Annotated in this window: 14 protein-coding genes and 1 pseudogene; 10 read left to right on the forward strand and 5 right to left on the reverse strand. The window is 74.6% G+C overall.

All coding sequences use genetic code 11. From position 1 onward, the window contains the following. Window positions 1–83: 83 nt before the first annotated feature. From mptB to hutH, 4 genes are read right to left on the reverse strand one after another with little or no spacing between them, the layout of a single operon-like run. Window positions 84–1550: a polyprenol phosphomannose-dependent alpha 1,6 mannosyltransferase MptB gene (mptB, locus tag ACK2IS_RS14390; RefSeq protein ID WP_409483978.1), complete on the reverse strand. Its 1467-nt coding sequence runs from the start codon at window positions 1548–1550 to the stop codon at window positions 84–86. Next, window positions 1547–2863 (reverse strand): glycosyltransferase 87 family protein, encoded by a 1317-nt coding sequence (locus ACK2IS_RS14395; RefSeq protein ID WP_409483979.1) that lies wholly within the window; start codon window positions 2861–2863, stop codon window positions 1547–1549. The genes mptB and ACK2IS_RS14395 overlap by 4 nt, the downstream gene beginning before the upstream one ends. A gap of 56 nt (window positions 2864–2919) precedes the next feature. Then, the gene (locus ACK2IS_RS14400) at window positions 2920–3150 is read right to left on the reverse strand and encodes a hypothetical protein (RefSeq protein ID WP_409483980.1); all 231 of its coding nucleotides are present in this window, start codon (window positions 3148–3150) and stop codon (window positions 2920–2922) included. A gap of 41 nt (window positions 3151–3191) precedes the next feature. Next, window positions 3192–4742: a histidine ammonia-lyase gene (hutH, locus tag ACK2IS_RS14405; RefSeq protein WP_409483981.1), complete on the reverse strand. Its 1551-nt coding sequence runs from the start codon at window positions 4740–4742 to the stop codon at window positions 3192–3194. Between the two features lie 147 nt (window positions 4743–4889). Between hutH and ACK2IS_RS14410 the strand changes: the two genes are divergently transcribed. The 9 genes and pseudogenes from ACK2IS_RS14410 (at window position 4890) to ACK2IS_RS14450 (ending at window position 11085) form a co-directional block, all read left to right on the forward strand. Next, window positions 4890–5255, forward strand: coding sequence for a nuclear transport factor 2 family protein (locus ACK2IS_RS14410; RefSeq protein WP_409483982.1), 366 nt, complete (start codon window positions 4890–4892; stop codon window positions 5253–5255). After that, a pseudogene (locus ACK2IS_RS14415) lies at window positions 5252–6037 on the forward strand (Rossmann-like and DUF2520 domain-containing protein); the annotation flags it as partial. The gene ACK2IS_RS14410 and the pseudogene ACK2IS_RS14415, both read left to right, overlap by 4 nt. 171 nt (window positions 6038–6208) lie before the next feature. Continuing rightward, complete coding sequence (panD, locus tag ACK2IS_RS14420; protein ID WP_409485682.1) at window positions 6209–6670, forward strand: aspartate 1-decarboxylase; 462 nt, start codon at window positions 6209–6211, stop codon at window positions 6668–6670. A gap of 1 nt (window position 6671) precedes the next feature. Then, window positions 6672–7535 (forward strand): 3-methyl-2-oxobutanoate hydroxymethyltransferase, encoded by an 864-nt coding sequence (gene panB, locus ACK2IS_RS14425; protein WP_409483983.1) that lies wholly within the window; start codon window positions 6672–6674, stop codon window positions 7533–7535. 36 nt (window positions 7536–7571) lie between these two features. Beyond that, entirely contained in the window at window positions 7572–8423 is an 852-nt protein-coding gene (panC, locus tag ACK2IS_RS14430; RefSeq protein ID WP_409483984.1) for a pantoate--beta-alanine ligase, read from the forward strand. Between the two features lie 101 nt (window positions 8424–8524). Next, window positions 8525–9262 (forward strand): IclR family transcriptional regulator, encoded by a 738-nt coding sequence (locus tag ACK2IS_RS14435; protein WP_409485683.1) that lies wholly within the window; start codon window positions 8525–8527, stop codon window positions 9260–9262. Then, a complete protein-coding gene (locus ACK2IS_RS14440) occupies window positions 9259–9840 on the forward strand; it encodes a molybdenum cofactor guanylyltransferase (protein ID WP_409483985.1) in 582 nt (193 codons plus the stop codon). Before ACK2IS_RS14435 ends, ACK2IS_RS14440 begins: the two co-directional genes overlap by 4 nt. Window position 9841: 1 nt before the next feature. After that, a complete protein-coding gene (locus tag ACK2IS_RS14445) occupies window positions 9842–10021 on the forward strand; it encodes a hypothetical protein (RefSeq protein ID WP_409483986.1) in 180 nt (59 codons plus the stop codon). An 80-nt stretch (window positions 10022–10101) separates the two neighbouring features. After that, entirely contained in the window at window positions 10102–11085 is a 984-nt protein-coding gene (locus ACK2IS_RS14450) for an NAD(P)H-quinone oxidoreductase (protein WP_409483987.1), read from the forward strand. Between the two features lie 162 nt (window positions 11086–11247). Here the strand turns inward: ACK2IS_RS14450 and ACK2IS_RS14455 are convergent, their stop codons facing one another. Beyond that, window positions 11248–11829, reverse strand: coding sequence for a CGNR zinc finger domain-containing protein (locus ACK2IS_RS14455; protein WP_409483988.1), 582 nt, complete (start codon window positions 11827–11829; stop codon window positions 11248–11250). Window positions 11830–11917: 88 nt separating this feature from the next. On the opposite strand from ACK2IS_RS14455, the gene ACK2IS_RS14460 reads away from it, so the two are divergent. Further along, window positions 11918–12550: a LysE family translocator gene (locus ACK2IS_RS14460; protein ID WP_409483989.1), complete on the forward strand. Its 633-nt coding sequence runs from the start codon at window positions 11918–11920 to the stop codon at window positions 12548–12550. The last annotated feature ends 11 nt before the right edge of the window (window positions 12551–12561 follow it).

The raw sequence follows: 12561 nt of genomic DNA on the forward strand, positions 1-12561 counted from the left end.
CCCCCACCCGTACCCGTCACGTCTTGCGACAGGGCACGCGGGCGGGGTGGCGGGCGAGGCGAGGGGCGAGCGGTGTCTGCCGGTCAGGCGACCAGGCCGGCGGCCACGCGGTCGGCGTCGGCGTGCTCGGCCGGCGTGAGGCGGGCGGCCGACGCCACGGGGCCGGTCCGCACCAGCAGCGGCACCACGACGGCCAGCACCATCGCCGTGGTGAGCACGGTCGCCGGGATCGCCCCCTCGAGCGAGGAGTCCAGCGGGGCCGAGATCCCGGCGACCACGCTGACCGCGAGCAGCACCCGCAGCCGGCGCTGCCCGAGGCGCAGCGGGGCCACGAAGGGGATCACCCACAGGGCATACCAGGCGTGGACGACGGGGCTGAGCAGCAGCACGGCGAGCATCGTGACGGCCAGTCCCGCGAGCGCGGCCGCCCGGTCCCCGGTGCGCACCCGCAGGGCGACGGCGGCGCCGACGAGCACCGCGAGCGCCATACCGATCGTGCGGGCCACGGTGAGGCAGGTCGCCCACACGTCGTCGGCCCCGAGTCGCTCGGCCGCCCAGCCGATCACGCGCCCGACGGTGCTCGACACCGAGAAGGGCGTCAGCACCTCCCCGGGCACCGCGAGGGCGGAGACCCAGCCGACGCCGAGGTGATAGGGGATGCCGGCGGCGACGAGGGTGGCGACCGCGACGGCGGCGACGGCCAGGGCCCGGGTCAGGCGCGCCCGCAGGGTGGCGTCGGCGCGCAGGCTGACCAGGACGATGCCGACGGCGACCATCCCGGCGGGGACCTTGACGGCAGCGGCGAGGCCGACGAGCACCGCGCCCCAGCCCCACTGCCCGCGTCCGGCGAGGGCCAGGCCGGCGGCGGCAAGGCCCGCGAGGAGCACGTCGTTGTGAAGCCCGCCGACCCCGTGGGCGATCATCAGCGGGCTGGCGACGACGAGGGCGGTGACGGTGGCGCCGTCGCGCCCGCACCACCGCGCAAGGTGCGGGATGGCCCACAGCAGCAGCGCGATGCCGAGCAGGGACGAGCAGCGTTCCAGCACGATCGCGACAGAGGGATCCCGCGTCAGGGTGGTGCAGACGGCCCCCCACACGAGCGGCACCGGGCCGTAGGGCGTCACCGTGGACAGCCACCGGGGGTCGACGCGCTCGTTCCAGACGCCGCTGAGCATGTCGGGAGCAAAGGTGTATGGCGACAGCAGGCGTCGGGTCAGCTCGGCCTGGGCGATGTAGCTGAACCCGTCCCGGCTGAACAGCGGGGCCGCGGGCAGCAGGGGCAGCGACCAGGCCCAGGTCGCCCGCCGCACGGTGGCGACGTCGACGCCGTCGTGGCCGCGGCTGCACGCCTTGACCAGGGTGAGCCAGGCCCAGGAGAGCAGGGCCAGGCCGAGGACGTTGAGCGCCAGGCCCACCATCCGCCCCTCCATGGTGCTGCCGACGTGCGCCAGCGGCGCCACCAGGTCGGCTCCGAGGGAGCGGGGCAGCGGCGTCGTGACGAAGCCCCCCGCCAGCACGAGGAAGGCACCGACGACACCACGCCTGATCACCTCGCTGACGATAGGGCGCCCTGGGTCGCTGGTCGTGAATGACAAGTGGCCGCAGGCTGAACGACCAGATCGTCGCTCGCCCGTGACCACCTCGGCCGGACCGCCACGAGGGCGAGCAGGAGCAGGGTGAGCAACGGCTGGGCGTTGACGAGCAGCTGCTGCCAGGGGGTGTGGTGGAACTCCGCGTGGTGCTCGCTCGGCGTCAGCCAGGGCAGCCAGCCGTAGGCCCAGGGCAGCAGCGCCACCACGACGAGCCGCACCGCGAGATCCCGGCCGCGCCAGCACCACACCAGGAAGGGCACGAGCAGCACCCAGTGGTGGGACCAGCTGATCGGTGACACCAGCCAGCCCGCCACGAGGCAGCCGAGCAGGGCACCGAGGCGGTCGCCCGCCCCGACGGCCCGGCGGGCGGCGAGGGCGGCGAGCCCGACGGTCAGCAGCGCCGACGTGCCCCACACCGCCGGGGCTCCCCCGGGACCGGCGAGCCGCCAGATCACGCCCTGCAGGGACTGGTTGCCGACATACTCGATGCCACCGACGCGGCCCGGGTCCAGCAGCGCGCCGCACCAGTAGGTCACCGACGAGTGCGGCCGCACCAGCCAGGCCACGGCGACGGTGCCGAGCGTGCCGACCACGGTGGCGCCCAGCGTCTTCCACCGACCCTCGAGCACCAGGGCGAGCCCGACGACGGCGGGGGTGAGCTTGACGCCGACCGCGAGCGCGGTGAGCCAGCCGCGCAGCCGGCCGCGGCCCAGCCAGTCCTCGACGAGCAGCCAGACGACGAGCACGTTGACCTGCCCGAGCAGCCAGGTGCGCAGGACGGGCTCGCTCACGACCGTGGCGGCGAGCAGCAGGGTCGCGCGGAGGTATGCCGAGCGGCGCCACCCGCCCGCCGCGCCCTTGGCCTTCGCGTCCCTGCCCACCGCGTCCTCGGCCGTCGGCGGGGCCGCCAGCAGGGGCCCCGCGAGGAGCCAGGTGGTGCGGGCCAGCAGCCCCCCGACGAGCGCCGACCACAGCGCCGACATCACGACGGGCGACACCAGGTGCAGCGGCCAGAACGCCAGGGCGGCGAACGGCGGATAGGTGAACGGCAGCCCCTGCCAGCCGGCGCGATAGAGGTCGTCCAGGCGCCCGACGTCCTCGCCGCCACGGCGATAGACCGCGACGTCGGCGCCGACGTAGCCCCGCACCAGGACCGCCAACGCCGGGACGGCGACGACGAGCAGACAGGTCACCCACCAGGCGGTGCGCCCGGGCGACCAGGACGATCGGCGGGAGAGGGACGGGCGGACGGCGTTCACCGAAGGGGCCACGACGCGAACGCTACTCGACCGCGGCGACGCTCCGGACCGCGCGTCGGCAGCCCAGGTCAGCGTGGCCGCTGCGGGTGCCAGACGTTCTCGCCGCCCTGCAGCGCCACCGCCGTCAGCGCCCCTTGCAGGACTCCCGAGACGAGCGCTCCGAAGAGGATCTCCGGCACGGTGGGGTCCTGCCCCAGCAGCGCCAGCACCCCGGCGGCGAGCAGCCCGGCGACGAGCGCCAGCGCCACCCCCGTCAGGAAACGTCCCCATGGCGACAGCGGCCAGGTCAGGTTGCGCACGAGATCCCCCTCGGTCCAAGGGGATCCAGTATGCCGTGCCCTCAGCGCAGGGGGCCGGTGACCCCCTCCACCGCGGCGAGCAGGCTCCCGTCGGTCACGACCTGGTGGGCGAGCGCGATGTCGGGGGCCAGGAAGCGGTCGATGCCGGGGCCCTCCCAGCCGCCGCCGCGCAGCACGCCGATCGCGGCGCCCGTGGCGGGCGAGGGCTGCAGCGGGGCGCGCAGCTCGATGCCGCGGGCGGCGGTCAGCACCTCGATGGCGAGCACCCGGGCGAGGGCGTCGACGGCACGACGCAGCTTGCGGGCGGCCGACCAGCCCATCGACACGTGGTCCTCCTGCATGGCGCTGGAGGGGATCGAGTCCACGGAGGCGGGCACCGCGAGGCGCTTCAGCTCCGAGACGATCGCGGCCTGGGTGTACTGCGCGATCATGTGGCCGCTGTCCACGCCGGGGTCGTCGGCGAGGAAGGGCTCCAGGCCGTGGTTGCGGGCCTTGTCCAGGAAGCGGTCGGTACGCCGCTCGCTCATCGAGGCGACGTCGGCGGCGACGATGGCCAGGAAGTCCAGGACGTAGGCGACGGGCGCGCCGTGGAAGTTGCCGTTGGACTCGACCCGCCCGTCCAGGGTGACCACCGGGTTGTCCACGGCGGCGGCGAGCTCACGCTGGGCGACCTGCGCGGCGTGCTCCACCGTGTCCCGCGCGCCACCCGCGACCTGGGGGGCGCAGCGCAGCGAGTAGGCGTCCTGCACCCGGGTGCAGGCGTGCGAGCGATGGGACTCGCGGATCGGGCTGTCGGCCAGCACGGCCCGCAGGTTGGCGGCCGACGCGGACTGGCCCGGGTGGGGCCGCAGCTCGTGCAGGTCGGCGGCGAAGACCGCGTCGGTGCCGAGCAGGCCCTCGACGCTCATCGCGGCGCTGACGTCGGCGACCTTGAGCAGGTCGCGCAGGTCGGTGATCGCGAGCACCAGCATGCCGAGCATGCCGTCGGTGCCGTTGATCAGGGCCAGACCCTCCTTCTCCTCCAGGCGGATCGGCGTCAGGCCGGCGTCGCGCAGGGCGTCGGCGGCGTCGACCTGCTCGCCGGTGCGCAGCCGCACCGGGCCCTCCCCCATCAGCGCGAGCGCGCAGTGGGCCAGGGGCGCGAGATCGCCCGAGCAGCCGAGCGATCCGTACTCGTGGACGACCGGGGTGATCCCGGCGTTGAGCATCCCGACGTACGCCTGGGCGGTCTCGACCTTGACCCCGGTGCGGCCGGTGGCGAGGGTGGACAGGCGCAGCAGCATCAGGGCACGGACCACCTCGCGCTCCACCTCGGGGCCGGAGCCCGCGGCGTGCGAGCGGACGAGCGAGCGCTGCAGCTGGGCGCGCAGGTCGAGCGGGATGTGGCGGTTGGCGAGCGCCCCGAAGCCGGTGGAGACGCCGTAGTGCGGCACCGTGTCGCCGGCCAGGCCCTCGATGACCGTGCGGGACCGGGCGATCTCCTCCACGGCCGACCCGGTCAGCTCGACCGGGGCGTCGTGCCGGGCCACCGCCACGACGTCCTCGAAGGTCAGGGGCCCGCGGCCCACGCGCACGGTCTGCTGCTCGTCCATGAGCACGATTGTGGGGCGGGCGGGCGGGTCGGTCGGCACCGGGGGTGGCGGTTGTGTCCCGGATCCGAGACGATGTGTTCCAGCCGTTCCCCACGGCATACCGTCGACACCGCCATGACCAGGTCGTATGACGAAAGGACCCCCCTCATGAGCCCGACGCCCCCGGCCGTCCCGGAAACCGTCGCCCGCTACTTCGAGCTCGTCGACGCCGGCGAGACCGAGGCGCTGGTGCAGCTGTTCACGCCGGACGCGACCTACGAGCGACCGGGCTATCCCCCGATCGTCGGGCACGAGGGGCTGCGCGCGTTCTACGGCGGGGAGCGGGTCATCGCGTCCGGTCGACACACCCTCACCCACGCCGTGGTGGCCGGCGACGAGGTGGCCGTCCAGGGCACCTTCCGGGGCGTCCGGCGCGACGGGGCGGCGCTCGACCTGCGGTTCGGCGACTTCTACACCCTCGCCGGCGACCGGATCGTCCGGCGCACGACCTACTTCTACGCCCCGCTGGCGTGAGCACCCCCGCCGTCGTCGTCGGCACCGGGCGGGTCGCGAGCGCCCTGGCGCACGGGCTCGCCGGGGTCGGGAGGCTCGCCGGCGTCAGCGGCCGCGACGCCGGCCGGGTGGCCGCGCTGGCGGCCTCCTGCGGGGTGCCGACCCTGACGTATGCCGAGGCAGCGACCCAGGTCCGCGACCGCGGCGGGCTGCTCGTGCTGGCGGTGAGCGACGACGCGATCACGGTGGTGGCGGCCGAGCTGGCACGGGTGGCCCCGGAGGTCGACGCCGCCCGGGGGCGAGCCGCCGTGGTCCACTGCTCCGGCGCCACCGGGCCGGACGCCCTGGCCGCGCTCGCCGCCCGCGGCTGGGCGACCGGGTGCTGGCACCCCTTCCAGGCCTTCCCGACCACGGCGGCCCGGCTCGCCCCCGGCACCCTGTGCACGATCACCGCGCCGGAGCCCCTCGCCACCCGCCTCGAGACCCTCGCCCGCGACCTCGGCGGCGTCCCCGCCCGGCTGGCCCCCGAGCACCGCGCGACCTACCACGCCGCCGCGAGCCTGGCCGTCCTCGGCACCGTCGCCGCGGTCACGCAGGCCGAGGCCCTGCTGCGCGCCTGCGGCCTGGGCGAGGGGTCCCGGCAGGCGCTCACCGACCTGGCCCGCGGCTCCCTGGCCGCCGTGGACGCCGTGGGCCCCGCCCAGGCGCTCACCGGACCCCTCGTCCGCGGCGACACCGGCACCCTCGCCCGCCACCGCGCGGCCCTCGACGACCAGCCGCCGGCCCTCGACCTCTACGCCGCCGCCGCGCGGGCCGTCATACCGCTGCTGCAGGTCACCGGCCGGTCCGAGGCCGAGATCCGGGCCACCCTGAGGGCCCTCGATCGACCGACCGGCACCGGGGACCCCGCCGCGTCACCTAGCATCAGGACGCTCACCCCCACTCCCGGAGGACCTCCCGTGCAGCTCAAGACCATGGTCAGCGGCAAGATCCATCGCGCCCGCGTCACCGCCGCCGACCTGCACTACGTCGGCTCGATCACCATCGACGAGGACCTCCTCGACGCCGCCGGCATCGACTCCTACGAGCGGGTGCAGGTCGTCGACATCGACAACGGCGCCCGCCTGGAGACCTACACCATCCCCGGCGAGCGCGGCTCGGGCGAGATCCAGCTCAACGGCGCCGCCGCCCGGCTCGTGCAACCCGGCGACCTGGTCATCGTCATGGCCTACCAGCAGGTGACCGTGCCGGTCCCCGAGGACTGGCACCCCCGCGTCGTCCTGGTCGACCCCCGCGACAACTCCATCGCCGAGCTGATCACCAGCCGCCAGCACCCCCAGGCGCTGCGCGGCCCCCAGTCCGTCGAGGGTCTGGCTGCCGACACCCTGTCCCCCGACGCGGCCCCCGACGTCGCCTCCGCCGAGCACGAGGGCTGACGTGTCCGTCCACCAGCCGGTCCGCCGACGCACCGTCCCCGACCTGCTCCGGGCTCATGCTGACGGCGAGCGGCTGCCGATGGTGACCTGCTACGACTACACCGCCGCGCGGATCGTGGACCGCACCTCGATCCCGATGGTGCTCGTCGGCGACTCGCTGGGCATGGTCGTCCAGGGCCAGGACTCGACACTGCCGGTGACGCTGGACGACGTGGTCTACCACTGCCGCGCCGTCGTCCGCGGCACCCGGCGCGCCCTGGTCGTCGCGGACCTGCCCTTCCTCACCTACGCCACGCCCGAGGACGCGCTGCGCAGCGCCGGCCGCCTGATGGCCGAGGGCGGCGCCGGGGCCGTCAAGCTCGAGGGCGGCCGCGCCGTCGCCCCCACCGTGCGCCGGCTCGTGGACGCGGGCATCCCGGTCATGGGCCACCTCGGGCTCACCCCCCAGTCGGTCCACCAGATCGGGCTGCGGGTCCAGGGCAAGGACGCCGCCCGCGCCGTGGAGCTGCTCCGCGACGCCGAGGCCCTCGCCGAGGCGGGCGCCTGGTCGATCGTGCTCGAGCTCGTCCCCGCGCCGCTCGCCGAGGCCATCACCGCACGAGTTCCCGTGCCCACCATCGGGATCGGCTCCGGCGTCGGCTGCTCCGGCGAGGTCCAGGTCTGGCACGACGTGCTGGGCCTGTACGACGAGCACGTGCCCCGCCACACCACCCGCTACGCCACGCTCGCCGACGACGCGGCCGCCGCCCTGGACCGGCTGGCCGACGACGTCCGCGAGCGTCGCTTCCCCACCGCGGCCAACGCCGCCGCCATGGACCCAGCGATCCTCGCCGAGGCCGTGCGGCGGGCGGGCGAGCGCGAGTAGTCCCTTCCGGCATACGACCTCCAGGAGCAGAGCACCATGCACGTCGTCACCACCCGCGATGAGCTCGACCGGGCGCGCGCCGAGCTGCTCGCCGACGGGCGGGAGCTGTCGCTCGTCCCGACGATGGGCTACCTGCACGACGGGCACCTGTCGCTGGTGCGGGCGGCGCAGCGCGACGGCGGGGCCGTGGCGGTGTCGATCTTCGTCAACCCCACGCAGTTCGGCGAGGGCGAGGACCTGGCGACCTACCCGCGGGACCTGGAGCGCGACCTGGCGCTGCTGCGCGAAGCGGGGGTCGACCTGGTGTGGACGCCGGGCGTCGAGGACGTCTATCCCCCTGGGTCGGCGACGTCGGTCGAGGTCCACGGGGTGACCGAGGTGCTCGAGGGCGAGCGCCGCCCGGGGCACTTCGCGGGCGTGGCGACGGTCTGCACCATCCTGTTCAACGTGGTGCGGCCGCACCGGGCCTACTTCGGGCAGAAGGACGCCCAGCAGACCGTCGTGGTGCGGCGTTTCGTGCGTGACCTGGCGATCCCGGTGGTCGTGCGGGTCGAGCCGATCGTGCGGGAGGAGGACGGTCTGGCCCGGTCCAGCCGCAACGTCTACCTCACCCCCGAGCAGCGGTCCCAGGCCGTGGTGCTCTCCCATGCCGTCCGGGCCGTCGAGCAGGTATGGCGCGACGGGGGCCGCGACGGCGACGCGCTGCGGGCCCTGGTGCGCGGTCTCGTGCAGCGCGAGGCCCCCGCGGGCGAGCTCGACTACGTCTCGGTCGCCGACCCGGACACCCTCGCCGAGCTCGACACCGTCCCCGAGACCGGGGCGCTCGTCTCGCTGGTCGTGCGGTTCGGGCGGACCCGCCTGCTGGACAACACGATCCTGCAGCCCTGAGCGTGGCCTGCCCCGCCGTGCACCGGTCCGCGACGGCCCCCGGCTCCCCCTCCTCGGGCTCCCCTGCCTCGGGCTCGCCCGCCCCCGCGGCCACCGCGACCCTGCGGATCCTGCGGCTGCTGGCGCGCCACCCCGAGCCGCTGCCCGCCGCCGCCGTCGCCCGGGACCTGGGGATGCCCCGGTCCACGGCGTACAAGCTGCTCGCGCTGCTGGTGGCCGAGGGCTTCGTGACGCACCTGCCGGAGGAGCGGCGCTACGGCCTGGGGGTGGCGGCGTTCGAGCTGGGCTCGGCCTACACCCGGCAGGCCGGGCTGGCGCGCATCGGTCGGCCGGTGCTCAGCCGGCTCGTCGAGGAGACCACGCACAACGGCCACCTCGCCGTGCTGCACGGCCGGGACGTGCTCTACGTCCTGGAGGAGCGCGCTCCCGGTCGCCCGATGCTGGTGACCGACGTCGGCGTCCGGCTGCCCGCGCAGCTCACGGCGAGCGGGCTGGCGATGCTCGCGGCGCTGCCGCACGCCCAGGTGCGGGCGCTGTTCCCGGACCGCGGGGCGTTCGTGACCCGGGGGGACCACGGGCCGCGCACCCTGCACGCCCTGCGGGCGGCGCTGGCCGAGGTCCGGGCTCGCGGCTACGCGCTCGAGGTCGACACCGTGACCGACGGGCTGGCCTCCGTGGCCTGCGGAGTCCTCGACGCGGCAGGCCACCCCGTCGCGGCGGTCGCCATCACCTACCCTAGGGACGCCCACACCGCGGTGGAGCCCCTCGCCGCGGCGTCTCGACAGGCTGCCCGCGAGCTCACCCGCAGGCTCGGCGGCCCGCACAAGGAGCGCCCATGAGTCTGGATCCCCTCGTCACCGTCGTCGTGCTGTGCGGCGGCACCTCCGAGCGCATGGGCGGTCGGGACAAGACCGCCGCCACGCTCGGCGAGACCACCGTGCTGGACCACCTGCTCGGCCGCCTCCCCTCGGGCTGGGAGATCGTTTGCGTCGGCCAGGAGCGCCCCACGACCCGCCCGGTCGGCTGGACCCGTGAGCAGCCGCCGCTCGGCGGGCCGGCCGCGGGCATCGCCGCCGGAGCCGCGCTGAGCACCACGCCGACCACCGTCGTCGTCGCGGGCGACCTCCCCTTCGCGGGCGAGGCCGCCGAGCTGGTCCACGCAGCCTTCGAGCGGCGCGAGCCGGGCGTGGAGGCCGTGGCGGTCGTGGACGAGACCGGGCAGCTGCAGCCGCTGCTCGCGGCCTACGACACGCACGCCCTGCGGGGGGCCTTCCCCAGCGGCACGCGGGACGTGTCCGTGCACCGGCAGGCCGCCGCGGTCCGCATGAGCGGGGTCGCCGCTCCCACCACGCAAGCGCTGCTCGACGTGGACACCCCCGCGGACCTGGACGCCGCCCGGGCCCGCTGCCAGGGCTGACATGGCCACCGGGGAGGTCGTCGCCCTCGCGCTGTTCGTGCTGTCGTGGGTGCTGTTCGTGTTCGCGTTCACCGGGCCGGTGCGCCGCCGGCACCCGCAGTGGTCGATCCTGCTGATCCCGCTCGCGGTCACGGTGATGACGCTGGCCGCCCTCTCCTTCACCCTCACCCACCACTTCTGACCTACCGGGGGCGGTCGGATCCGCCGCCCTTGGTCGACCAGGCGAGTCCGACGACCGGCGGCAGGTCTTACGGTGAACCCATGAAGGCGATCACCCTGCCGTCCTTCGGCGGCCCCGAGGTCCTCACCCCCAGCGACGTCCCCACCCCCGAGATCGCACCCGACGAGGTGCTCGTCGACGTCGTCGCCGCCGGCGTCAACCGGGCGGACCTGCTCCAGCGCCAGGGTCACTATCCACCGCCCCAGGGCGAGTCCGAGCTCCCCGGCCTGGAGGTCAGCGGCCGGATCGCCGCTCTCGGCGCCGACGTCGACGGCTGGTCGGTCGGCGACGAGGTGTGCGCCCTGCTCGCCGGCGGCGGCTATGCCGAGCAGGTCGCCGTCCCCGCCGGTCAGCTGCTCCCCGTCCCCGAGGGCGTCTCGCTCATGGACGCGGCCGCGCTGCCCGAGGTGGTCTGCACCGTGTGGAGCAACCTCGTCATGACCGCCCGCCTGCAGCCCGACGAGACCCTGCTCGTCCACGGCGGCTCGAGCGGCATCGGCACCATGGCGATCCAGCTCGCACGCTGCCTGGGCTCCGAGGTCGCCGTCACCGCCGGCTCCGCGGACAAGCTGGAGGTATGCCGGACGCTCGGCGCCTCCGTCCTGGTCGACTACAAGGAGCAGGACTTCGTCGAGGAGCTCAAGGCCGTGGGCGGCGCCGACGTGATCCTGGACAACATGGGCGCGAAGTACCTCGACCGCAACGTCTCCGCCCTCGCCCCCGGCGGTCGGCTCGTGATCATCGGGATGCAGGGCGGCGTCAAGGCCGAGCTCAACATCGGCAAGCTGCTCGCCAAGCGGGGCGCCGTCATCGCGACCTCGCTGCGAGCCCGTCCCCGCTCGGAGAAGGCTGCCGTGGTCGACGAGGTGCGTGAGCACGTCTGGCCCCTGGTCGAGTCCGGGGAGATCCGACCGATCATCCACGCCCGCTTCCCGATGAGCGAGGTCGCCGCCGCCCACGAGGAGCTCGACAAGGGCACCCACGTCGGCAAGGTGCTGCTCCTCGTCGGCGACGCGGAGGGCTGATCCCGCGACTCCCCCGCACGACCTGACCGCACCACCACGTGTCGTGACCGCGCCACCCACGTGTCGATCGGGGCCAGGCTGGCCCCGATCAACACGTTTAGCCCCCTCTTTGAACGTGCCACGGGGCCACCCTGGCCCCGGATGGAAGGCTCCGTCGACCCGTTACCCGGTGCGACGGGCCGCGGAGCGGTGGCGGGCCTTCTTCTGCCGGTTCCCGCACACGTTCATGTCGCACCACCGACGGGTGTGACTCTGGCTGTTGTCCACGAACATCTCCCGGCACGTCGGCGAGGCGCACAGCGCGAGCCGGTCGCGGTTGGCCGACGTGAGGATCTCGATCGCGTCGGCGGCGATGACCGACAGCGCGTCCCCGACCCGTCCGCGGCCGGATCCCCCCAGCCGCCAGGTGCGCTCCCCGTCCGCTCCGAGCTGGGGACAAGCCCGGCCACCGCGTGCTGCCTCGTTGATGGTCCGCAGAGCGACCGGAGGCAGGGGCTCGCCCGCGTCGGTGGTGGCGGCGGCCGTTCCGGCGACATGGATGGCCTCGCGGAGCCGGTGGGCCGACGCGAGCTCGGCCTCGGAGCAGCTCTCCACCGCGAGGGCGTTGACGGCGAGCCACTCGAGCAACCGCTCGGGTGTGGGGATCCACTCGACGGTGTCGCCGTGGCGCTCGGTCAGGGTCCCAGTGAACACCGTGGCCAGGACGTCGCCGGTGCGGAACGTCGGCGTCGCAGAGCTGTCCATCGCCCCACTGTAGGAAACCCGTGGACCCACCCACCTACACTGGAACCACCTAAGCCGGTTCCAGGCGCTCAGGCGCACCGAGGTGGTCATGCTCGACGTGTCGGTCCTGCCCGCGTTCCTTGCCGTGATCCTCGCGTTCCTGGCGCCGCCGGGCCCGGACATGACGTACATGGTGGCGGTCGGGCTCCAGGGCGGACGAGCCGCGGCGATCAGGGCGATCGTGGGGATCGGCGCCGGCATGAGCGTGTATGCAGCAGCCGTGGCCCTGGGGCTCGGGGCGGTCGCTGCGGCCTACCCGGCAGCCCTCACGGGGGTGAAGCTCGCCGGCGCGACATACCTGCTGTGGCTGGCCGTGAGCACATTCCGGACCGCTCGGACCATCGCGGCCGGCACAGCCCACGTGGGGTCGCAGCGGTGGTTCCTCCGTGGGGCGATGGTGAGCCTGACCAATCCCAAGCTCATCCTGTTCTTCCTCGCCTTCCTGCCCCGCTTCCTCGGCCAGGCGCAGGACACGACCGCCCAGCTGGCGATGCTGGGAGCCGTCAACGTCACCACGGAGGTCGCCCTGTACGGGGCCGTCGGCGTCGGAGCGAGCACCTTTCGTAACCGCTTCATCTCCCGCCCCGGCGCCCAGCAGGCCCTGCACCGCCTCGCGGCGGCCGTCTACCTCGCGTTGGCCCTCCTCATCATCGGTGAGGCAGCCGGGGCACATCTCGGGTAGCCCCGGCGACC

This window comes from Arsenicicoccus dermatophilus, assembly GCF_046267915.1.
Classification (GTDB): Bacteria; Actinomycetota; Actinomycetes; order Actinomycetales; family Dermatophilaceae; genus Arsenicicoccus; species Arsenicicoccus dermatophilus_A.